The organism is Mesorhizobium sp. M0830 (assembly GCF_040319965.1).
In the GTDB taxonomy this organism is placed as follows: Bacteria; Pseudomonadota; Alphaproteobacteria; order Rhizobiales; family Rhizobiaceae; genus Mesorhizobium.
The window spans coordinates 1-21965 of sequence record NZ_JAMYOR010000027.1 but is presented as its reverse complement, the minus strand read 5'-3'; the positions used below and the strand labels follow the sequence as shown (position 1 = coordinate 21965).

The following is a 21965-nucleotide window of genomic DNA, read 5'->3' as shown; positions in this document are numbered from 1 at the left end:
TTGAGGTGGACGCATCGAACAGACCTCAGGTGCCCAAGGCTGGCAATGGACCAGCCGCTCGCAAAGCTTTCAACTGTACGTTCGCGGGGGACGGCGGGCGCCTTGCTTGACGCCTCGCCGCCGGGTCACTAGGACGTGCCGGCAAGCTAGCCTGTGCTGCCGAGGCCCCCGTGACGATTGAAATCCCCGCCCATATGCATCCCAGCCGCTCGTTCCAGGGGCTGATCCTGACCTTGCACAATTACTGGGCGGCCTATGGCTGCGTCATCCTGCAGCCCTACGACATGGAAGTCGGCGCCGGCACCTTTCACCCGGCAACGACGCTGCGCGCGCTCGGACCGAAGCGCTGGAACGCCGCCTACGTCCAGCCCTCGCGCCGGCCCAAGGACGGGCGTTACGGCGAGAACCCGAACCGGCTGCAGCACTATTACCAGTATCAGGTGATCCTGAAGCCGAATCCGCCCAATTTGCAGGAGCTCTATCTCGGCTCGCTGGCGGCGATCGGCGTCGATCCGCTGCTGCACGACATTCGCTTTGTCGAGGACGATTGGGAAAGCCCGACGCTGGGCGCCTGGGGCCTCGGCTGGGAATGCTGGTGCGATGGCATGGAAGTCTCGCAGTTCACCTACTTCCAGCAGGTCTGCGGCATCGAATGCGCGCCGGTGGCCGGCGAACTCACCTACGGGCTGGAGCGGCTGGCCATGTATGTGCAGGGCGTCGACAATGTCTACGACCTCAATTTCAACGGCCGCGAAGGCGCCGACAAGGTCACCTATGGCGATGTCTTCCTGCAGGCCGAGCAGGAATATTCGCGCCACAATTTCGAATACGCCAACACGGCGATGCTGTTGCGCCACTTCGAGGATGCCGAGACCGAGTGCAAGGCGCTGCTCGATGCCGGTGCGCCGGCGTCGAACGACAATGCGCCGATGCATCGCATGGTTTTCCCGGCCTACGACCAGTGCATCAAGGCCAGTCATGTCTTCAATCTGCTCGATGCACGCGGCGTGATTTCCGTCACCGAACGGCAGAGCTATATCCTGCGGGTGCGCAATCTGGCGAAAGCCTGCGGGGAGGCATTTTTGAAGACGCAGGCAGGCGGCTTGGCGGCCTGAGCTTCAGGCCAGCTTCATCATCGCGAGCGAAGCGTGAATCGGCATCGCGTTCTGAGTGCCGGTACCGTCGATCGTGCGCAATGCCTGCCGCACGCCCGGCATCGAGAAGGCGCCGTGGACCTGTCCGGTGAAGCAGGCGCCGAGCGCGAGGATCTGCAGAAGTCTGGATGCCGTTTTCATGGTCGTTGAGCCAATGGTTCCCTGCCTGAGCGTGTGTCGCTTCAGCGCTGAGTTCGGTTCATGGAAATCTTTGATCCAAGGACGAGCGGGATCGTCTCGTCCCGACAGGGGCGCCAAAATTTGTGGAAAGGGTGACAGCGGCCAGCCGAGTTGCTATGCCCCGCCCGGACCTCTCTCCCGCATGAGCTGACCCTGATGCCTGACCTGCTTCTAGAACTTCGCTCCGAGGAAATCCCCGCCCGCATGCAGCGCAAGGCGGCGGGTGATCTCAGGAAGATGCTGACCGACGGTCTGGTCGAGGCGGGGCTGACCTATGAGGCGGCACGCGAGTACTGGACGCCGCGGCGCCTGACGCTCGATATCAGGGGCCTGACCGCACGGTCCAAAGATATAAGCGAGGAGATCAAGGGGCCTTCGACTTCGGCGCCCGAACAGGCGGTGCAAGGTTTTCTGCGCAAGGCAGGGCTGGCATCCGTCGCCGAGGCGCATGTCCATTCCGACCCAAAGAAGGGCGACTTCTACGTCGCCCATATTTCGAAGCCGGGCAGGGCGGCGGAAGACATCATCGCCGAGCTGGTGCCTGATATCATCCGCAATTTTCCATGGCCGAAATCGATGCGTTGGGGCCCAGCCTCGGCCAAGCCCGGCTCGCTGCGTTGGGTGCGGCCGTTGCAATCTATCCTGTGCACCTTCGGCCCGGAGACCGAGGAGCCGGTGGTGGTCGATTTCGAGATCGACGGCATCCGCTCGGGCAACATCACCTATGGCCACCGCTTCCATGCGCCTGATGCCATCACGGTGCGCCGCTTCGGCGACTATGTTTCCAAGCTGGAAGCGGCGAAGGTCGTGCTCGATGCCGACCGCCGCAAGGAGATCATACTTGCCGACGCCCGCAACCTTGCCTTCGCCAACGGGCTCGACCTGGTCGAGGACGAAGGGCTGCTGGAAGAAGTGTCGGGACTGGTGGAATGGCCGGTCGTGCTGATGGGCGAATTCGAGCAGGCTTTCCTGGCCATTCCGGCCGAAGTGATTCGCCTGACCATCCGCGCCAACCAGAAGTGCTTTGTGACATCGCGCCCGATCTCCCCCCTTGAGGGGGAGATGTCGGCGAGGCCGACAGAGGGGGTCGCCTCGCGTGAAGCGCTGGCGCCATCTGCGCCGAGCCTAGTCGAACCGACCCCCTCTGGCCTGCCGGCCATCTCCCCCTCGAGGGGGGAGATCAGCCAGCTTTCCAACCGCTTCATCCTCACCGCCAACATCGAGGCCAAGGATGGCGGCAAGGAGATCGCCCACGGCAACGGCAAGGTGGTGCGCGCGCGCCTGTCCGACGCGCTCTATTTCTGGACGACCGACCAGGGCGATCTGCCTGATCTCGGTGAACTCCAGGCATCGGCAAAAAAATTCGGGCTCGACCTGGGCAAGCCGCTCGACCAGCGCATGGCGCGCCTCGACCATCTCGGCGTGACTTTCCACGCCAAGCTCGGCACACAGGGCGAGCGGGTGGAGCGGATCAAGCATCTGGCCGAAGAACTGGCGCCCATCGTGGCGCAGTCGATCTCCCCCCTCGAGGGGGAGATGGCCGGCAGGCCAGAGGGGGTCGCCGCGCCTGAAGCGCCGGCATCCTCTGACCGCGATAGGGCGTCGCGTCCCGTCGTACCGACCCCCTCTGTCGCCTTCGGCGACATCTCCCCCTCGAGGGGGGAGATTAGTGCGCTTGCCGCCCGCGCCGCTGTCTTGGCTAAGGCCGATCTCACCACTGAAGTCGTCGGCGAGTTTCCGGAACTGCAGGGCGCCATGGGTCGCAAATACGCTTTGCTGCAGGGCGAACACCCATCCGTGGCCGCGGCCATCGAGGAACATTACAAGCCGCAGGGCCCTTCCGACCGCGTACCGAGCGATCCGGTTTCGATCACCGTGGCGCTCGCCGACAAGCTCGACACGCTGGCTGGCTTCTGGGCCATCGACGAGAAGCCCACAGGGTCGAAGGACCCCTATGCGTTGCGTAGAGCGGCGCTGGGTGTGGTGAGGATCATACTGGAAAACAGGATCAGGATTTCGCTGGATGTCGCCATCGCAGCGACGGTGGCCTCGGCCCTCACCGCATATGAACGATCGGGAGAGGGGGTTGAGTGCCGTGGTCTGGTGGCGATGCTCGATTCCCGCATACGCGACTACAAGGGAGCAAGCCAGTTGTTGTCGGAAGCTGGCTTGATCTCCAACTTGTTGAAGGGTGGATTGGCCAAAGCAAATTCGGAAACCATCGGCGCCGCCGATCAGGAACGAGAGTTCTTCGACGGCCAGCGAATGATGGAATTGGAAGCATCACTTTCGCCATTCATCGCCGATCTCCTCGCCTTCTTCCACGACCGCCTCAAAGTCCACCTCCGCGATCAGGGCGCTCGGCACGACTTGATCGATGCAGTGCTGGCGACAAGTTCGCGCCCGATCTCCCCCCTAGAGGGGGAGATGTCGGCGAAGCCGACAGAGGGGGGCGCTGTCCCGCCGTCCTCTCAGCGCCAAGCGCCCCCCTCTGCCCTTCCGGGCATCTCCCCCTCAAGGGGGGAGATTGGCCAATCGTCCAATGACGACCTGCTCCAGATCGTGCGCCGCGTCGAAGCGCTGGGCGCCTTCCTCGACTCGGAGGACGGCAGGAACCTGCTCGCCGGAACCAAGCGCGCGGCCAACATCCTGGCCGCCGAGGAGAAGAAGAAAACGGTGATTGCCGAGACTGTTGAGCCGGCTCTGTTGCGCGAGGATGCCGAGAAATCTCTGTTTGCGGCGGTGAGTCAGGCTGAGAAGCAAGCAGGCGAAGCGATTCAAAACGATGACTTTTCCGCCGCCTTGCTGGCACTTAGCGTGTTGCGCGAACCGGTTGATTCATTCTTTGAGCATGTTCTCGTGAATGATGAAGACCAGGCCGTGCGCGGCAACCGCCTGGCGCTGCTCGCCCGCATCCGCGCGGCCACCGGTCAGGTGGCGGATTTCTCGAAGATTGCCGGTTAAGGACTGAAAAAATATCTTCCAGCCGGCCGTTCGAGCCGGCTTACAGTCATATGACGATGATCTCTCCGTGGCAAAAGGGGCATGTTCCCAAACCCCACGGAGGCTTCCATGAATTCCGATCACGACATCGATGTGACAGAAGAAACTCCCGCCGAGGCGCTCGAATCCACTTCCGAAACCATCCTCGATCATGCCGCGGCCGCCGCGGTCGAAGCCGCTGACCTCTCGGATGACGACGAAGACGTTGAAGATGAGGAAGAAGGCGACGACGGCGTGAAGGCCGAAGGCGACGAAGAGTCCGAAGAGGACGACGACAACGAAGAAGCGGCCTGATTTTCGGCCGCCGTTTCTGTGGATGGATGGCGGGGCGGCGCTGAAGAGCCGCCCCGTCTGTCAGTCGTTCCGCATCCTTCAGTTTTCCAGGACGCTGACGCGCACGCTGTTTTCGTAGACGTCGACCTGGATCAGCGGTTCGCCATTGACGATTGCGCGCTTGGTCGATGAACTCATCGCGCCGCCACGCTCCAGCATGCGTTGCAGATCGGCGCGCTGGTCGTTGGTCCTGAACCAGCCATCACCCTCGTCGTCGCTGTCGCGGCGGTGGAACTTGTGCCAGTTGGCGCGGTCCTGCCGTACCATTTGCGCGGCATTGTCCAGCGCATAGCCGTCACTCGCCTGATGGTCCCGATCGGAAATGCGAGCGACATAGGATCCCAGCATCTCATCGGCATGAGCCGTGCCGCCAAGCAATGAAGCCAGCAGAAGCCCTGCCGCGGTAACGGCTTTGAATTTTCTCATGATCTAACCCCCTTGCCCCTAACGATGAAATCCCGTCTCCCGGGGCCGCTCGACGCGATAGCGTCCAGCGGCTGACATAAAACTGAAACGGCCTGGCAATGGTGCGCCGGGCGCCAGACGGCAGTCAAGCCACGCATCAATGCCAGGCGATCGTGAGCCGAAGCTATTTGGAATAGCCATTGGGAGGCATCCGCTGACCGGGCGCCGGCGCCGGGGCGTTCGGCGGGGCGGATTGGTTCTCGGCATTGCCCGACGGGGCTGCGGAGGCGGTGGCCGTTGCCGGCACAGTGCCTGCCGCTGGCTCGGTGCCTGTGGCTGGCGCAGCAGCTGCGGCGGGTTCGGCGGTTGGCGTCGGAGCCGAGAAGGCAGGACCGGCAATGCCGCCGCGAATGACCATCGGGCTTGGCTGGAAGCCATGCCTGGCCTCCGGCTTGTCCGGGATCGCTGCCACCTTTTCATCGGTGACGCCGGGCTGGGCATCACCGACCGCCACCACCGACTTCGCATCGCTGGCCTTAGGTGCGCCCAGCTTGATGATCGACGGTGTCGCGGACGACGCGCCCGGGAAAACGAGAGACGAGGCCTGAGCCCCGCCGGTTGCCACCGCAAGAACTATACCCAGCAGGATACGCACAGACACGATGACCTCTCCCCTTTGCCCAGAGACTGCACAATAGCAGGCCCGAATTGATACCGGCTTTCGTGGAAGCATAGCATTTTAGGAATTGATAAATCGCCAAAGCCCAGGCTTGTCCGACAATGCCTTGCCATAACAGTCGACTTGCCCAACGGCCGCCATCGTACTACGCAACCCGCATCTGCGAGGTGACGAGAGTGGCTGAAATTCTTGCCGTCGGCGAGGCGATGGAGCAGGCGCTGGCGCTGCTCAGGGGTGGCGATGTCGTCGCCATCCCGACGGAAACCGTCTACGGGCTGGCCGGCGATGCCACCAACGGCATCGGTGTGGCGCGCATCTTCGAAGCCAAGGGACGGCCGCGCTTCAACCCGCTTATCGCCCATGTCGGCGATATGGCGATGGCAGAACGCCACGCGCTGTTCGATCCGCTGTCGAAGAAACTGGCGCTGACATTCTGGCCCGGTCCGCTGACGCTGGTGCTGCCGCAACGGCCCGGCAACGGCATCCATCCGCTGGTCACTGCCGGGCTCGATACGATTGCCTTGCGCATGCCGAGGGGTTTTGGCGCTGACCTGATCGCCAGGCTCGGCCACCCGCTTGCCGCGCCCAGCGCTAATTCATCCGGCAAGATCAGCGCAACGACCGCGCAGGCGGTGGCGGCGGATCTCGGCGCGCGGATCAAGCTGGTCGTCGATGGCGGCGCGACCCCGGTCGGGCTGGAATCGACCATTATCAAGGTCGAGGGCGCAGCATTGCGGCTGCTGAGGCCCGGTGGCATCGCCGCCGAGGAGATCGAGGCGGCCGTCGGCATGGAGCTGTTGCGCGGCGGTGCCACCGACATCGAGGCGCCAGGGATGCTTGGCTCGCACTATGCGCCGGGCGCTGCGATGCGGCTCAACGCCGGGACGGTCGGTGCGGGCGAAGCCCTGCTCGGCTTCGGCGGCCAACGGGCGGCAGGCTGGCGAAACGCCGCCGCGTTCCTCAATTTATCCGAAGCCGGAGACCTGCGCGAGGCGGCGAGCAACCTGTTCGCTTTTATGCAAGAGCTTGACTGCAGCGGCGCGCTGACCATCGCCGTCGAGCCGGTTCCGTTCGACGGGCTGGGCGAGGCGATCAACGATCGGCTTTCGCGTGCCGCCGCCCCTCGTGACAACATGCTGCCCACGACATAGTTTTCCGCATGACCGAAAATTCAGCCAAACTGGATCCCGCTCTCATTGATCGCTTCGCGGCGATCGTCGGCGACAAATATGCGCTGCGTGACGAGCAGGATATCGCGCCTTACCTCATTGAGCGGCGCGGGCTCTGGCACGGCGTGACATCGCTGGTGCTGCGGCCGGGCAGCGTCGACGAGGTCAGCCTGATCATGCGGCTGGCGACCGAGACAGCAACGCCGGTCGTGCCGCAAAGCGGCAACACCGGGCTGGTCGGCGCCCAGGTGCCGGACAGGTCCGGCCGCGAGATCATCCTGTCGCTTTCGCGGCTGAACCGCATCCGCGAGATCGATGTCCTGTCCAACACGGTGACGGTCGAGGCCGGCGTCATCCTGCAGACGCTGCAGGAGGCGGCCGATGCCGCCGACCGGCTGTTTCCGCTGTCGCTGGCCGCGCAAGGCTCCTGCCAGATCGGCGGCAACCTGTCGTCCAACGCTGGCGGCACCGGCGTGCTTGCCTATGGCAATGCGCGCGAACTCTGCCTCGGCGTCGAAGTGGTGCTGCCGACCGGTGAGGTATTCGACGATCTGCGTAAGCTGAAGAAGGACAACACCGGCTACGATTTGAAGAACCTGTTCGTTGGCGCCGAAGGCACGCTCGGCGTCATCACCGCCGCCGTGCTCAAGCTGTTCCCGAAGCCGAAGGGTCGGGAAGTCGCATTCGTCGGCCTGTCGTCGCCCGAAGCCGCGCTCTCCCTGTTTAGCCTGGCGATGGACCGCGCCGGGGCAGCACTGACCGCCTTCGAACTGATCGGCAAGCGGCCATACGACTTCACGCTGGCGCATGCCCAGGGCGTGGTGCGACCCTTGGTCGACGATTGGCCGTGGTATGTGCTGATGCAGATTTCGTCCGGCCGTTCATCGGAAGATTCGAGAGCGTTGATCGAGGACGTGCTCTCGGCGGGCCTCGAGCAGGAATTCGTCGGCGACGCTGTTATCGCGGCAAGTCTCGGGCAGGGCGATGCCTTCTGGATTTTCCGCGAGGTGTTGCCGGAGGCGCAGAAACCAGAGGGTGCCTCGATCAAGCACGACATTTCGGTGCCTATTGCATCGATCCCGCGCTTCATCGAAGAAGCCGCCGGCGCGGTGGCGTCGGTGAGCGCCGGGGCCCGCGTGGTCTGCTTCGGCCATATGGGCGATGGCAATCTCCACTATAACATCTCGCGGCCCGTCGACGGCGACGACGAGGCGTTTCTCGCCCTCTATCATCCTATGAACAAGGCGGTGCACGACGTGGTGCGCAGCCTGCACGGTTCGATCTCTGCCGAGCACGGCATCGGCCAGTTGAAGCGCGACGAACTGATCGCCACCGCGCCACCGATAGCGATCGATCTGATGCGCAGGGTGAAGGCCGCCTTCGACCCGGCCGGCATCATGAATCCCGGTAAGGTTATCTGATCCTTTCAACTTCTTGTGGCTGGTGGCATTCCGATAACCATCCCTGAGATCAGCAAAATTTAACCGACTTTCTTAAGCGGGGCGGTAAGGAGCCCGCGCTACTGTCTCCATACAAACGAGGCTGGAAAAACCGGCCCGGAGAGAACCGGACACCGGCTCTCAGGAGACAGACAGGAAGGCAATCCATGAACACCGGACTGAAGCCAGTCTGGGCGGGACGCAACATGCGTCTCGACCCATTTCGCCTGCCGCAAGTGGTGAGCTACGCGACCCGCGACGACTACGGCGACGTGACCTTCACCATCGACCAGCGTGGCGCCGTGATCCGCCGCCTGCTCGAGATGAGCGGCCTGCCCGCGATCATCGTTCTGCCCGCCAATGCGTTCCGCGGCGTTGCCGCCCGCGCCATGGAGGACCCGGACGGCAATGTCACGGTGACCCTGGAACTCCTGCACAACGATCCGATGCTATCGGTGCCGCTGCTGGTGGCCGACGATCTCGACGATGTCGCCGCCGACTGGCGCGCCTGGGCCGACGCCTACCGTCTGCCGATGCTGCTGATCGAATCGGACGGCGTTGCCCGTACACTGGAAGAATCGCTTGGCGCCGCCATCAAGACGCTGCCGCCGCAGGATCGCCGCAAGGGCCGCGTTTCCAATACGCGCCGCCCGCGCTTCCTCGCTCGCCGCAGGGCAGGCGCCCTCGGTCTCAGGCTGGTCATCGACGGCCAGGAAATCATTTCGCGGGAGTAGGAAGGGACCCTTCCTCCTTCCACAAGGGAACGGAAAAGGTAAGAAGCCGCTACACCAGCGGCTTCAGCGCCACCCACACAGCGCCGCCGATCAGGCCGAGGAAGATCAGCCAGCCGACCTGGTTGTTCGACCTGAACAGCCGCAGGCATTGGTCCGGATTGTCGATATCCAGAACCGCGATCTGCCGGGCCATATGTGCACCGGCGGCGATCAGTCCAGCCAGCGCCACCACCGGAGCCTGCGCCGACGCGAAGGCGATGGCAAAGCAGATCAGCGCGCCGCCATAGAGTCCTGCCAGCCACGATTTGGTGTTGTCGCCGAACAAGCGTGCCGTCGAGCGCACGCCGACAATGGCGTCATCTTCCTTGTCTTGATGCGCGTAGATCGTGTCGTAGCCGATCACCCACAGGATCGAGCCGATATAGAGCATGATTGCAGGCCCATCGAGATCGCCGAACTCGACCGCCCACCCCATAAGCGCGCCCCAGGAAAAGGCAAGGCCGAGTACAAGTTGCGGCCAATTGGTTATCCGCTTCATGAATGGATAGATGGCGATGATTGCCAGTGAGCAGATGCCGAGCAGGATGGCGAAGCTGTTGAACTGTATGAGCACCGCGAGGCCGACCAGCGCCTGCAGCGCAACAAACAGCCACGCCCGCCGGCGCGTCGCCTTGCCCGACGGCAGCGGCCGCGAGCGCGTGCGTTCGACCTGGTTGTCGATGTCCTGATCGACGAGATCGTTGTAGGTGCAGCCGGCGCCGCGCATGGCGATGGCGCCGGCCAGGAACAGCACGAGATACCAAGGCGCCGGCAGCAGCGACAGCAGCGGGTCGCCGGGGCGCGGATAGGCGCTCGCCGCAAGGGCCGCAGACCACCAGCACGGCCACAGCAGCAACTGCCAGCCGATCGGCCTGTCCCACCGGGCAAGTTGCGCATAGGGCCATAACGAGCGTGGCAGCACGCGATAGACCCAATGGCCGTTCGGCGCATCGGCGACACGGCCCTGGGCCGCCTTCGACTGGATAGGTTCCATGTCCATGGAGTGGCAGCAGCGGCGGAAACCGTCAAGCGGCAAGCGCGGGAGCGGGGTCCGTCAGCCTTTCACGAGGCAAAGATGTCGCGGCTGGCGAACCACCCCTTCGCCACGTCGATGAAGGACAGCGCCGCATTCGACACGCGCTGATGCGAGTCATAGGTGAGCAGGATCCGCTGCATCGGCAGCGGATCGGACAGCGGCTTGCGGACAAGCGGCAGCCCGTCATAGCTGCGGTCGCCGTACGGACGGGTATAGCTGACCGCAACGCCGAAGCCGTTGGCCACCATGCTGCGCTGCAGTTCGAACGAGCTCGTCGTCATGTCGGCCACCGGCGACAGGCCGCGGCTGCGGAACAGGTCGAGCATGTGCTGCCAGCTGTGCGGCTGGTCCGTGGTGATCAGCGGATAGGCGGCCAGATCCGCAAGGCTGACCGATGGGCGATCCGCCAGGGCATGGCCTGCCGGCAACAGCGCATGCGGACGAAGTTCGCCCAGCAGGATGCGAGCGAAATGTGTCGGCAGGCTGAGGTCATAGGTGAGGCCGAGATCGATGGCCGCATCGCCGAGCCGTCGTCCCAGCGTCTCGAAGGTCTCGTCGCGTACGACCACCTTGACGTCCGGATGGCGTTCGGAAAAGGCGCGGAGCAGGGCCGGCGCGAAGAACGGCGCCAGGTCCTCGAAGCATCCCAGCACCAGTTCTCCACTGACAGCCGATTTGCCTGAACCAAGGCCGATGAGTTCGTCCGTTTCGGTGAGAACCTGTCTTGCCTTGGCCACGACGGCGCGACCGAACGATGTCGGTGACACCCCGCTTCCGCCCTGGCGGACGAACAGCTTCTGGCCGAAATTCTTCTCGACCGCGTCGATGGCCACCGAAATCGACGGCTGAGATAAGTTCAGCACCTTTGCCGCGCCGGTGACGCTGCCGTGACGAGCCACGGCGACAAGGTAACGCAATTGGGTGAGGGTCACGTTCATAGGACTGTCCTATGTATCAGATGGAAAGTTATTATTTTACTGAATGAATGCTGCTTGCGATAGTCGGTGTGCTGCCAAGAGGAGAACGCCATGGCTTCCGCAACCGACACCCAAGCAATCGATGCAAAGACAATCGCCGACTATCACCGTGACGGAGCGGTCTGCATCCGAGGCGCCTTCAAGGGCTGGGTCGACACGATTGCCGCCGGCATCGAGCGCAACATGCAGAACCGCAGCGCCGCCGCGTCTGATATCGCCAACGGTCGCGGCAGTTTCTTCGACGACTATTGCAACTGGGAGCGCATTCCCGAATTCGTCAGTGTGGTGCGGGAATCGCCCGCCGCCGAATTGGCGGCGGCGGTCATGCAGTCGCGCACCGCGCAGTTCTTCCACGACCATGTGCTGGTCAAGGAACCCGGCACGCAGAAGCCGACGCCCTGGCATCAGGACATTCCTTACTACTTTGTCGATGGCCAGCAGACGGTAAGCTTCTGGATTCCCATCGATCCGGTGAAGGAGGCGACGCTGCGGCTGATCGCCGGTTCGCACAAATGGGACAAGATGATCCTGCCGGTGCGCTGGCTCGACGACAGCAATTTTTATGCCGGCGAGGGTGACTACCTGCCGGTGCCCGATCCCGACAAGGATCCGTCGTTGAAGGTGCTCGAATGGGAAATGGAGCCGGGCGACGCCATCCTGTTCGACTTCAGGACCGCGCATGGCGCGCGCGGCAATCTGACGGCGGCGCGACGTCGGGCGCTGTCGCTGCGCTGGGTCGGTGACGATGCGCGCTACGTCGAACGGCCGGGTCGCACCTCGCCGCCCTATCATGGCCATGGCATGCGGCCGGGGCAGAAATTGCGCGAGGACTGGTTCCCGATCGTCTACGAGGGCTGAGCAGCGCCGGAACTTGTTCGGCGGATACCGCCGCCGAAGTTCGGCATGTGGTACCGTTCCCGTGCGCAAATTCCGATCAAAGCACCCTGATGCCTTGACCCGTCGTCCAGAGAGCAATAGCGGGTGCTCAAAGAGATCGGCATCAAGAGGTGGCCATGAACGTTCTTCTTCTCGGCTCCGGTGGCCGCGAACATGCGCTCGCCTGGAAGATCGCCGCGTCACCGCTACTGACCAGGCTCTACGCCGCTCCCGGCAATCCGGGTATCGGCGGCGAGGCCGAATTGGTGAAGCTGGATATAGCCGACCATGCCGCTGTAACCGTCTTCTGCAAGGAGAAAAAAATCGACCTCGTCGTCGTCGGCCCGGAAGGGCCGCTGGTCGCCGGCATTGCCGATTATTTGCGCGCGCAAGCCATTCGTGTCTTCGGCCCATCCAAGGCGGCCGCGCAACTGGAAGGTTCGAAGGGTTTTACCAAGGATCTCTGTGCCCAATACAACATCCCGACCGCTGCCTATGGCCGCTTCGGCGATCTCGCGACCGCCAAGGCCTATGTCGAGAAGATGGGCGCGCCGATCGTCATCAAGGCCGATGGGCTCGCCGCCGGCAAGGGCGTCACGGTCGCCATGACGCTGGATGAGGCGCGGGCCGCACTCGATGCCTGTTTCGACGGTTCCTTTGGTGCCGCCGGCGCGGAGGTGGTGGTCGAGGAGTTCATGACCGGCGAAGAGGCAAGCTTCTTCTGCCTCTGCGACGGTAACACCGCGCTGCCCTTCGGCACCGCGCAGGATCACAAGCGCGTTGGCGATGGCGACACCGGTCCCAACACCGGTGGCATGGGCGCCTACTCGCCAGCTCCGGTGATGACGCCGCAGATGGTCGAACGCACCATGCGCGAGATCGTCGAGCCGACCATGCGCGGCATGGCCGAACTGGGTGCGCCCTTCGCCGGCGTACTGTTCGCCGGGCTGATGATATCAGATAAGGGGCCGAAGCTGATCGAATACAACACCCGGTTCGGCGATCCGGAATGCCAGGTGCTGATGATGCGGCTGAAGGACGATCTGCTGGTTCTGCTCAACGCGGCAACCGACGGGCAGCTTGCCCATACTTCGGTGCGTTGGCGCGACGAGGCCGCACTTACCGTGGTGATGGCGGCCCGGGGCTATCCGGGCACGCCGGAAAAGGGGTCGGTCATCCGCGGCGTCGAAGACGCGGCGGGCGACGGTGTCGAGATCTTCCACGCCGGTACCGCCATCAATGGCGGCGCGCTGGTCGCCAATGGCGGCCGCGTCCTCAATGTCACGGCGACGGGAAGCACCGTCGGCGAGGCGCAGAGACGAGCCTACGCCGCGCTCGACCGCATCGACTGGCCGGATGGCTTCTGCCGCCGCGACATTGGCTGGCAGGCCGTTGCGCGCGAGCAGTCAAACTGAAGGTCTCTTTGGAGAGACGGCAGTCTACCGCTGGCCGCGATCGATCTCGGTCGAAGCGGTGCTGAGTGGATCGGCGGCGGCAAAGGCGGCGTCGAGTTGCGCCGGAAAACGCTGTTCCGTCCGCTTCCAGGCGACATATTGGACAATGCCGAAGTCAGGCCGTCGCGGCACCGTCTTCACGACAGGCATGCGGAAACCGTCGCGAAATTTCGTCCAGCGCGTGCCCAACGCCACAACCATGTCCTCGAAGGTCGGCGGCGCCGCCACCGAGGCGTAGGTGATGGTGACATTGCCGGCAAGGCCGGCTTCGCGTGAGACGGGAAGTGGTATCGAGGCGAGATAGTCGGGCGGCACGTCGATGAGCCCACCGAACGGCCATTGCGCGCGCAGCGTGGCGGCATCCGTCGGCGCGACATTGACGTCGATGTCCTTGGGTGTACCGGCGACCCTGTAAGGGCAGCGGAACCTGCCGCAATTGGCTCGCGCCGAAAACTGCCACAGTGCGTAGCCCTGCCAGTTGCCCATCGGAAAATGCACGTCGATGTCGTTGATGTAGCGGGCATACCAGAGTGGCAACCGCGACAGGAGCCGGTATCTGTAGCTGTTGTCGGCAATGTACTGGGCTGTCTTGCCGTTGGTGTAGATGACCGGGAAGCGGCCGACGCGCCGATGCACCTGGCGGACGAACTCCTCGGCATCGTCCAGTGACATCCATTGTGAAGGATCGTTGCCCTCGATGTCGAGGGCCATGAGATCGTTCGGTGCGGGCTCGGCGAAATCGAGGAAGCTGTTGGCCTGCTCGACCGGATTGCCGGGGCGGGCGAGATGGTAGGCGCCCCATTTCAGGCCGAGTGCCTTGGCGACAACCCGGCGGGTCTGGAAGAGTTCGCGCGTCACTGCGTGGCGTTTCCACAATGCCTTGCAGAGCTTCACCTCGGTGTCATCACCCAAACAGTAATAGGGCGGCGGCATACCGTCGGACGCCTTGTTGATGAACCCGACCACCCGCTTGTCGGTGGCGAGCTGGGCCCAGTCGATGGAATTATACTCGTAGGCGTCGACGACTAGGGCGCGATCGGCGTTCTTCCAGGGCTCGGAAAAATCCGAAGCCCTTGCCGCCATCGACAGCGCCATCGTCGCCGCGAAAGCGAGGAGCGCTGTGCGGCGAAGGAGGTGCGCCGTCCTTTTCAAACAGGGATCCCCGTTGATCAAAGACAGATGCTGAACCGCTATGGTTAAGGAAGTGCTTCAGCCAGGAGCCGCGGTTATGCGGCCTTTGGCGGATCGACGATGAAGGCGAAAGTTACCGAGATTCAACGACCAGCCGTTTGTGGGCATTTGCGGCTTTGCGTAGCGCTTCATTCGGTTCCGGCGGGTTCACAATCGCTTCCACCAACGCCATCTGATCCTTGATCGAAAGGTGGATGATGTCGGCCTCTTCATTGAAGGGCTGAGCTGCCTCCTGGTCTGCTTCGAGGCCGGTACCGGTCTGTTTGTTTGGCATCGTGATCACCTTGATCCGGTCGTCATCGCCGGACAAGCGGCTGAACCTCAAACGGGTCGGGCGCCGGCTCCCGGCGCAGCGTGCCTTCGGCCGCGCGTTTGCGGTGGTGGGCCAGCGAACATTGCGGCGAGCACAATATGCCGCGATCCGACCAATAAGCGGCGCCGTTTTCCAGCCTGCCTTGATAATACCGGAACCCTGCCGCGCGGTAGGGTAGGCCGCATTCGATGCAGCGATAGGCGTCGGGTCTGGCAAGCATGGGGCGGTTCCGGTCGGCTGGTCCTGGTCTGTCGCCGGTCGATTTGATCCGGCTTCGATTGATTTAATACGTGCCGCAGCGATTGCAAAATCCGCGTGACAAAATTTGACGCTTACGTAAAAAGAAGAAGGGAGCCCGCCCAAAGGCGGATGGTTTCGCAGCGGCGCTGGCTTTAGGGTCGGCGTGGCTGATGCATCAGGAGGATCGAGCGGCATGTATCGGGCACCGGTCGAGGACATCGCGTTCACCCTGAAGCACGTGGCGGGCATGAAATCCGCCCTTGAGGCCGGCACCTTCGGCGATCTCGGCGAGGATCTGGTCGATGCCGTCCTTGCCGAGGCTGGCCGTTTCGCCACCGAGGAGGTGGCACCGCTCTACAAGATCGGCGACCAACAAGGTGCGCTGCTGAAGGGGGCGGCCGTCACCACGCCGCCCGGCTGGAAGGAACTCTATCGCCGCTGGATCGATGGCGGCTGGAATGCACTGTCCGGGCCTGAAGCCTATGGCGGCCAGGCTCTGCCGACCATGCTCGGCGTCGCCGCGCTCGAAATGTGGAACTCCGCCGCCATGGCTTTCGGCATCGGCCCGACACTGACCATGGGTGCGGTCGAAGCTCTCGACAAACACGCCTCCGAAGACCTCAAGGCAAAATATCTCGAAAAGCTTGTGTCCGGCGAATGGATGGGCACGATGAACCTGACCGAGCCGCAGGCGGGTTCGGACCTCGCCGCCTTGCGCGCCCGTGCCGAGCCGGCCGGTGACGGCAGCTACCGCATCTTCGGCCAGAAAATCTTCATCACCTATGGCGAGCACGATTTCACCGACAACATCATCCACCTGGTGTTGGCGCGGTTGCCCGACGCACCGGCCGGCACGCGCGGCATCTCGCTGTTCCTGGTGCCGAAATTCCTGGTCGGCGACGATGGCTCGCTCGGTGCCCGCAACGACGTCTTCTGTTCCGGCCTGGAGCACAAGCTCGGCATCCATGCTTCGCCGACCTGCACCATGATCTATGGTGATGGCTTCCAGGGCGCCAAGCCGGGCGCCATCGGCTGGCTGATCGGCGAGGAGAACAAGGGCCTCGCCTGCATGTTCACGATGATGAACAATGCGCGGCTGTGCGTCGGCATGCAGGGCGTCGCGGTCGCCGAGGCCGCAACGCAGAAGGCGATTGCCTATGCCAATGAGCGCCGACAAGGCAAGGCGGCAAGCTACGCTGGCGCCGGCATGGCGCCGATCGTCCATCACCCCGACGTGCAGCGCAATCTCCTGACCATGAAGGCGCTGACGCAGATCGCACGCGCGATCAGCTATTCCTGTGCCTATGCCATCGACCTGGCACGCGTCTCGGACGGCGACGAGGCGGCGCATTGGCGCGACCGGGCCAACCTGCTGACGCCGCTGGCCAAGGCTTTCTCGACCGATGTCGGTGTCGAAGTTGCCTCGCTCGGCGTCCAGGTGCACGGCGGCATGGGCTTCATCGAGGAGACGGGCGCGGCGGCCCTCTACCGCGATGCCCGCATCGCGCCGATCTATGAGGGCACCAACGGCATCCAGGCGATCGACCTGGTGATGCGCAAGCTGCCGCTCGGCGGCGACGACCACGTGCATGGCTTCATAGCCGAACTGGCTGCGGTGGCAGGAGCGGTGCGAACCTCGAACCTGCAGGGTTTTGGCCGCACCGCCGATGCTCTCGACGCAGCACTTGCCGATCTGACGCAAGCGACCCGCTTCCTGCAGAAACTGGCGGCCGATGGCCGACCGGACGAGGCGCTGGCAGGTGCTACGCCCTATCTCAGGCTGATCTCGCTTGCCGCCGGCGGCGCCTATCTGGCGCAGGGCGCTCTTGCCGATCAGAGCCGCATCGCACTTTGCCGCTTCTTCGCCGAAAACCTGATCGGCGAGGTCGGTGCCTTGAAGGATCGCGTTGTCGAAGGCGCCGAGAGCCTTGCCGCCGCCGGCAAGACGCTGGTTTCTGCCTGACGTTCACAAGGAATAGACCGTGACAGACCACATCCTCGTCGAGCGCCAGGGCGCCATCCAGATCATCCGCATGAACCGGCCTGACAAGAAGAACGCGCTGACGCGCGCCATGTATGCGAAAATGTCAAAAACCCTGGCCGAAGGCGACGCCGATCCTGCGGTCCGCGTCCATGTCTTCCTGGGCGTGCCCGGCGCCTTCTCCTCCGGCAACGATCTAGCCGATTTCATGGTCGTCGCCACCGGCGGGGATGGCGGCACCGAGGTCTGGGACTTCCTGATGGCGCTGGCCAGGGTCGAGAAGCCCATCGTCTCCGGCGTCGACGGCATCGCGGTAGGCATCGGCACGACGCTCAACCTGCATTGCGATCTGACCTTCGCCACACCGCGCACAGTGTTCAGGACGCCTTTCGTCGACCTCGGTCTCGTGCCCGAGGCGGGATCCAGCCTTTTGGCGCCGCGAATCCTGGGACAGCAAGGAGCGTTTGCGCTGCTCGGCCTCGGCGAGGGCCTTTCGGCCGAACGGGCGAAGGTCGCCGGCTTGATCTACGAGGTGGTCGAGGAAGCAGCACTCGAAGCCGCGGTGCTGGCGGCGGCCGGCCAGATCGCGGCCAAGCCACCGCAGGCGCTGAAGATCGCCCGCGAGCTGATGCGTGGCTCGCGCGATGACCTCGTCACCCGTATCGGCGAGGAGAACGAGTATTTTCGCGAGCGGCTGAAATCGGATGAGGCGCGCGCCGCGCTGACGGCATTTATGACCAGGAAGAAGGCCTGAGCCTCTCTTTCACGGATAAAGCCTGGTCTTGTCCCAGCCGCCTTTCGCATTGCGGGAAAAGACGACACGGTCGTGTAGCCGGAATGGCCTGTCGTGCCAGAATTCGATCGTCTGAGGGACAATGCGAAAGCCCGACCAGTGCTTTGGCCTGGGGATCTCGCCGATTGCATGGCGCGCCGTGTATTCGGCCACCGCCTTCTCCAGGGCGAAACGGCTTTCCAGCGGCCGCGACTGTTTCGAGGCCCAGGCGCCGATGCGGCTGCCGCGCGGCCGCGTTGCATAATAGGCGTCGGCCTCGGCGTCGCTGACGATCTCCACCGGTCCGCGAATGCGCACTTGCCGGCGCAGCGATTTCCAATGGAAGCACATCGCCGCCTTCATGCTGCCAAGAATTTCCTGGCCCTTGGCGCTCTCGAAATTCGTATAGAAGACAAACCCGCTCTCATCGAACCCCTTGAGCAGAACCATGCGCACATTCGGCATGCCGTCGGCATCGACGGTCGCCAGCGCCACGCCGTTGGGATCGTTCATTTCGCTCTTCGTGGCGTCCTCAAGCCATGCGGCAAAGAGGCGAAAGGGCTCCGCAGCCTCGGTAAAGTCACCGCTTGTTAACTCTGTGTCACTCATAGTTTTTCTCAATTTGTCACGTAGCCCAAATTATCACGAAGCCAGGGGGAGGTTGCCGATTGTCGCGTATTGCGCGAGCTTTTGACAGCAGGCAATGGGGCGTTATCGCTTCGGCCAGCACGAAAGTCGCGATCGTGGCAGTCGCGTTGCCGCTTGCCGCCTGTGGCGCCGGTGGCTTCAGCCTGGAAAAGGCCGAAGTCGACCGCTCCATCCTGACCAACAGCACATCTGTCTCGGCCGTGCCTGCCAATTTGGATCGCGATTCCGACCAGACGACGATCGGCAACGCGGTGTCCTCGGCCGACATCGAACAGCTCGGCGGACAGGCAGTGCCGTGGGCCAATGCCGGCACCGGGTCACGCGGTTCCATCACCGGACTGGCGGAGTTGAAGGACAAGGGCCAGACATGCCGCCGTTTCAAGGTCTCACGCGAAAGCTTTGACGGCGTCGCCATGTTCGAAGGCGAACTGTGCCTGGCCAGCGCCGGCGGCTGGCGCATGCAGGACTTCAGGGCGCTCTGAGCGTGACCCGAAAGTCGGTTGGGTCGCTCGGCGAGTCCTTCTCGCCGCCCGGCGCGTCGCCAACCTTGCCGATATCGCGATATCGGCTGCGATCGGTTCCTTCCGGGTCGACAAAAAAATCCCTCGCCAATCTTCAACCGCCGACTTTCGGATCAAGCTATGATCTTCCGTTTTTGATATGCTGTTCGAGCACTGGAATTTCTTCCTATGCGAGCGCATATAGGGAGCAACCAGAGACTCAACTCTTCTCCAGGGCAGTAAGCATGCGCGACCCCTATGAGGTGCTGGGCGTTGCCAAGAACGCATCGGCCAAGGACATAAAATCGGCGTATCGGAAACTCGCCAAGAAGCATCATCCGGATCAGAACCCGAATGATCCCAAGGCGAAGGACCGTTTTGCCGCGGCCAACCAGGCCTATGAGATCGTCGGCGACGAAAAGAATCGCGCCGCTTTCGATCGCGGCGAAATCGACGCCGACGGCAAGCCGCGGTTCCAGGGCTTCGAGGGCGCTGCCGGTGGCGGCGATCCCTTCGGAGGATTTCGCCGGCAGCAAGGTCCTGGCGGTTCGCGATTCGAATTCCGCTCTGGCCGCCCGGGCGGCGATCCGTTCGACGGCAACAGCGACATCTTCAGCCAGATTTTCGGCGATGCTTTTTCTGGCGTGCGTGGCGCCGGGATGGGAGATCGCCGCCAGCCCGCGACTGCTGCCGACCTGAATGTGACGCTCGACGTTACCATCGAGGAAGCGGCGACCGCCGAAAAAGTGACGGCGATGTTCCCCGACGGCCGCAAGGTGGCCGTCAAGTTGCCGGCCTATGTCGAGGACGGCCAGACCATCCGGCTGAAGGGGCAGGGCGATCAAGGGCCAGGCCTGCCGGGCGACGCGCTGGTCAAGATCCATCTTCGCCGGCATCCGCGCTACCGCATCGAGGGCCGCGACCTGCACGCCGATCTGCCGGTGACGCTGGCGGATGCCGTGCTCGGCGCCAAGGTTCCCGTCGATACACCGACCGGCCGGCTCGCGGTCAACATCCCCGCCTGGTCGAGCTCCGACAAGGTCCTGCGGCTGAAGGGCAGGGGCCTGCCGGAAAAGGCCGGCGGCCACGGCGATCTCTACGCCCATGTCCGGATCATGCTGCCGGAGGGCGGCGATAGCGCACTCGAAGCGCTGTTGCGCAGTCAAAAAGGCTGATCGGCGGCTCTTGTCCCCCGAACTGTCCAGTTTGAGCGCTTGAAGGGGCTCTGTGCCTGTGCGATAGGGCACTCCACAAAGCAGAAATCTTGCGGAGAGCGCTCACATGGCGGGTGGACAGGGCCTAATGGCCGGCAAGCGCGGCCTTATTCTTGGCGTCGCCAACAACAGGTCGATCGCCTATGGCATCGCCAAGGCCTGTGTCGACCACGGCGCCGAGATCGCGCTGACCTATCAGGGCGAGGCATTCAAAAAGCGTGTCGAGCCGCTGGCGGCGGAACTGGGCGCCTTTGTCGCCGGCCATTGCGACGTGACCGATCCGGCGAGCCTGGACGAGGTTTTCGCCAATGTCGCCAGGCACTGGGGCAAGCTTGATTTCCTCGTCCACGCCATTGCCTTCTCCGACAAGGACGAACTGACCGGCCGTTATGTCGAAACGACGCGCGACAATTTCCTGCGCACCATGGACATTTCGGTCTATTCCTTCACCACCATTGCCAAGCGCGCCGAGGCGCTGATGGCCAATGGCGGCTCGCTGCTGACCCTGACCTACTACGGCGCCGAAAAGGTGATGCCGCATTACAACGTCATGGGTGTCGCAAAGGCGGCGCTCGAGGCCAGCGTGCGCTACCTGGCCGTCGACCTCGGCGCAAAGAAGATCCGCGTCAACGCCATCTCGGCTGGCCCGATCAAGACGCTTGCCGCTTCCGGCATCGGCGATTTCCGCTACATTCTGAAGTGGAACGAGTATAATTCGCCGCTGAAGCAAACGGTGACGCAGGAGGAAGTCGGCGATTCCGGCGTTTATTTCCTGTCCGATCTGTCGCGCGGCGTCACCGGTGAAGTGCATCACGTCGATTCGGGCTACCACGTCGTCGGCATGAAGGCGGTCGATGCGCCTGATATCTCGACGGTCAAGGACTAACCCACCAACCGTCATCCGTCCCGATCCCGCACCGGAAGACTTGATGTACCCGCTGGTTTATATCGTGCGCCACGGCCAAACCGCGTGGAACGCCGAATTCCGGCTTCAGGGGCAGGCCGACACCGATCTCAATGCTCTTGGCCGCGAGCAGGCGACCCGAAACGGTCGTCGGCTAGCCGAACTGGTCCAAAATCCCGAAGATTTCGATTTCGTCGCCAGCCCCATGAAACGGACGCGCGAAACGATTCAGCGCATCCGCGTCGCGATGGAGCTTGATCCAGGCGCCTATCGAACGGATCCACGCCTCGTCGAAGTCAATTTCGGTGATTGGCAGGGATTTACCTTCCCCGAGCTCGAGGCGCGATATCCCGGAGCGGGCAGGACGCGCGCTCTGGACAAATGGAACTTTCGGCCACCCGGCGACGGCGCGGAGAGTTACCAGATGCTGCTCGAACGCGTGAGGCCATATTTCGACGCGATCGAACGCCAGACGATCTGCGTTACCCATGGCGGCGTCATGCGCGCCTTGTTTCGCTTCGTGCTCGATGTGGCAGAGGACGAGGCGGCGAACCTGGAAATACGGCACGATCGTTTGCTCAAGCTCGAAGGCAAGAGCCTGGAGTGGCTTTAGGGCACCAATTCCCTAGTTCGTGTCGCTGTCCGGCAACTGCATATCGGTGACGACATTCTCGCCATTGTTCACGTCATAAGCGATGACGATGTCCATGCCCGGCTTCAGCGC

24 protein-coding genes are annotated in these 21965 nt (G+C 63.3%); 14 read left to right on the top strand and 10 right to left on the bottom strand.

Annotated elements, in window-relative coordinates; all coding sequences use genetic code 11:
* Positions 1-194: 194 nt before the first annotated feature.
* The gene (locus NKI20_RS17425) at positions 195-1115 is read left to right on the top strand and encodes a glycine--tRNA ligase subunit alpha (protein ID WP_352832450.1); all 921 of its coding nucleotides are present in this window, start codon (positions 195-197) and stop codon (positions 1113-1115) included.
* Positions 1116-1118: 3 nt separating this feature from the next.
* Here NKI20_RS17425 and NKI20_RS17420 read toward each other — a convergent pair whose 3' ends face one another.
* Positions 1119-1295: a hypothetical protein gene (locus NKI20_RS17420; RefSeq protein WP_352600390.1), complete on the bottom strand. Its 177-nt coding sequence runs from the start codon at positions 1293-1295 to the stop codon at positions 1119-1121.
* 195 nt (positions 1296-1490) lie between these two features.
* On the opposite strand from NKI20_RS17420, the gene NKI20_RS17415 reads away from it, so the two are divergent.
* Positions 1491-4298: a glycine--tRNA ligase subunit beta gene (locus NKI20_RS17415; RefSeq protein ID WP_352832337.1), complete on the top strand. Its 2808-nt coding sequence runs from the start codon at positions 1491-1493 to the stop codon at positions 4296-4298.
* Positions 4299-4406: 108 nt separating this feature from the next.
* A complete protein-coding gene (locus NKI20_RS17410; protein ID WP_352832334.1) occupies positions 4407-4631 on the top strand; it encodes an ATPase in 225 nt (74 codons plus the stop codon).
* A gap of 78 nt (positions 4632-4709) precedes the next feature.
* On the opposite strand, the gene NKI20_RS17405 is transcribed toward NKI20_RS17410, so the two are convergent.
* Together NKI20_RS17405 and NKI20_RS17400 are read right to left on the bottom strand one after the other, a co-directional pair.
* The gene (locus NKI20_RS17405; protein ID WP_352487352.1) at positions 4710-5096 is read right to left on the bottom strand and encodes a hypothetical protein; all 387 of its coding nucleotides are present in this window, start codon (positions 5094-5096) and stop codon (positions 4710-4712) included.
* Between the two features lie 163 nt (positions 5097-5259).
* Positions 5260-5736, bottom strand: a complete 477-nt coding sequence (locus NKI20_RS17400) for a hypothetical protein (RefSeq protein WP_352600384.1) — start codon at positions 5734-5736, stop codon at positions 5260-5262.
* A gap of 194 nt (positions 5737-5930) precedes the next feature.
* Here NKI20_RS17400 and NKI20_RS17395 point away from each other — a divergent pair, with 194 nt between their 5' ends.
* The 3 genes from NKI20_RS17395 (at position 5931) to NKI20_RS17385 (ending at position 9096) form a co-directional block, all read left to right on the top strand.
* Positions 5931-6905 carry an L-threonylcarbamoyladenylate synthase gene (locus NKI20_RS17395; RefSeq protein ID WP_352600382.1) on the top strand — a complete coding sequence of 325 codons (975 nt, stop codon included), beginning with the start codon at positions 5931-5933 and terminating at the stop codon, positions 6903-6905.
* A gap of 8 nt (positions 6906-6913) precedes the next feature.
* Positions 6914-8344, top strand: coding sequence for an FAD-binding oxidoreductase (locus tag NKI20_RS17390; protein ID WP_352600380.1), 1431 nt, complete (start codon positions 6914-6916; stop codon positions 8342-8344).
* Between the two features lie 185 nt (positions 8345-8529).
* A complete protein-coding gene (locus NKI20_RS17385) occupies positions 8530-9096 on the top strand; it encodes a DUF6101 family protein (RefSeq protein ID WP_352600378.1) in 567 nt (188 codons plus the stop codon).
* Between the two features lie 49 nt (positions 9097-9145).
* Here NKI20_RS17385 and ubiA read toward each other — a convergent pair whose 3' ends face one another.
* Together ubiA and NKI20_RS17375 are read right to left on the bottom strand one after the other, a co-directional pair.
* A complete protein-coding gene (gene ubiA, locus NKI20_RS17380; RefSeq protein ID WP_352600751.1) occupies positions 9146-10129 on the bottom strand; it encodes a 4-hydroxybenzoate octaprenyltransferase in 984 nt (327 codons plus the stop codon).
* A 68-nt stretch (positions 10130-10197) separates the two neighbouring features.
* Positions 10198-11109, bottom strand: a complete 912-nt coding sequence (locus NKI20_RS17375) for a LysR family transcriptional regulator (RefSeq protein WP_352832328.1) — start codon at positions 11107-11109, stop codon at positions 10198-10200.
* Between the two features lie 90 nt (positions 11110-11199).
* On the opposite strand from NKI20_RS17375, the gene NKI20_RS17370 reads away from it, so the two are divergent.
* Together NKI20_RS17370 and purD are read left to right on the top strand one after the other, a co-directional pair.
* On the top strand, positions 11200-12006 hold the full coding sequence (locus tag NKI20_RS17370) for a phytanoyl-CoA dioxygenase family protein (protein WP_352832325.1): 807 nt from the start codon (positions 11200-11202) through the stop codon (positions 12004-12006).
* A 155-nt stretch (positions 12007-12161) separates the two neighbouring features.
* The gene (purD, locus tag NKI20_RS17365; RefSeq protein ID WP_023759095.1) at positions 12162-13439 is read left to right on the top strand and encodes a phosphoribosylamine--glycine ligase; all 1278 of its coding nucleotides are present in this window, start codon (positions 12162-12164) and stop codon (positions 13437-13439) included.
* A 24-nt stretch (positions 13440-13463) separates the two neighbouring features.
* Here purD and NKI20_RS17360 read toward each other — a convergent pair whose 3' ends face one another.
* The 3 genes from NKI20_RS17360 to NKI20_RS17350 form a co-directional block, all read right to left on the bottom strand.
* Complete coding sequence (locus NKI20_RS17360; protein ID WP_352832320.1) at positions 13464-14630, bottom strand: glycoside hydrolase family 25 protein; 1167 nt, start codon at positions 14628-14630, stop codon at positions 13464-13466.
* Between the two features lie 112 nt (positions 14631-14742).
* Entirely contained in the window at positions 14743-14943 is a 201-nt protein-coding gene (locus tag NKI20_RS17355) for a type II toxin-antitoxin system TacA family antitoxin (protein ID WP_352832447.1), read from the bottom strand.
* A gap of 22 nt (positions 14944-14965) precedes the next feature.
* Positions 14966-15202, bottom strand: a complete 237-nt coding sequence (locus tag NKI20_RS17350; protein WP_352600366.1) for a hypothetical protein — start codon at positions 15200-15202, stop codon at positions 14966-14968.
* A gap of 213 nt (positions 15203-15415) precedes the next feature.
* Here NKI20_RS17350 and NKI20_RS17345 point away from each other — a divergent pair, with 213 nt between their 5' ends.
* Both NKI20_RS17345 and NKI20_RS17340 read left to right on the top strand, forming a co-directional pair.
* Positions 15416-17185, top strand: coding sequence for an acyl-CoA dehydrogenase family protein (locus tag NKI20_RS17345; protein ID WP_352600364.1), 1770 nt, complete (start codon positions 15416-15418; stop codon positions 17183-17185).
* 19 nt (positions 17186-17204) lie between these two features.
* On the top strand, positions 17205-17957 hold the full coding sequence (locus NKI20_RS17340) for a crotonase/enoyl-CoA hydratase family protein (RefSeq protein ID WP_352600362.1): 753 nt from the start codon (positions 17205-17207) through the stop codon (positions 17955-17957).
* Between the two features lie 9 nt (positions 17958-17966).
* Here the strand turns inward: NKI20_RS17340 and pdxH are convergent, their stop codons facing one another.
* A complete protein-coding gene (gene pdxH, locus NKI20_RS17335; RefSeq protein WP_352832316.1) occupies positions 17967-18584 on the bottom strand; it encodes a pyridoxamine 5'-phosphate oxidase in 618 nt (205 codons plus the stop codon).
* A gap of 59 nt (positions 18585-18643) precedes the next feature.
* Between pdxH and NKI20_RS17330 the strand changes: the two genes are divergently transcribed.
* The 4 genes from NKI20_RS17330 to NKI20_RS17315 all read left to right on the top strand — a co-directional run bounded on the left by NKI20_RS17330 (position 18644) and on the right by NKI20_RS17315 (position 21854).
* Positions 18644-19105: an RT0821/Lpp0805 family surface protein gene (locus NKI20_RS17330; RefSeq protein ID WP_352832313.1), complete on the top strand. Its 462-nt coding sequence runs from the start codon at positions 18644-18646 to the stop codon at positions 19103-19105.
* A gap of 263 nt (positions 19106-19368) precedes the next feature.
* Entirely contained in the window at positions 19369-20298 is a 930-nt protein-coding gene (locus NKI20_RS17325) for a DnaJ C-terminal domain-containing protein (protein WP_352832310.1), read from the top strand.
* Between the two features lie 106 nt (positions 20299-20404).
* Positions 20405-21223: an enoyl-ACP reductase FabI gene (gene fabI / locus NKI20_RS17320; RefSeq protein WP_023759105.1), complete on the top strand. Its 819-nt coding sequence runs from the start codon at positions 20405-20407 to the stop codon at positions 21221-21223.
* A gap of 43 nt (positions 21224-21266) precedes the next feature.
* Positions 21267-21854 (top strand): histidine phosphatase family protein, encoded by a 588-nt coding sequence (locus tag NKI20_RS17315; protein ID WP_352832306.1) that lies wholly within the window; start codon positions 21267-21269, stop codon positions 21852-21854.
* A 12-nt stretch (positions 21855-21866) separates the two neighbouring features.
* Here NKI20_RS17315 and NKI20_RS17310 read toward each other — a convergent pair.
* The coding region (locus tag NKI20_RS17310; protein ID WP_352729252.1) for a DUF1344 domain-containing protein at positions 21867-21965 on the bottom strand (99 nt) is incomplete at its 5' end.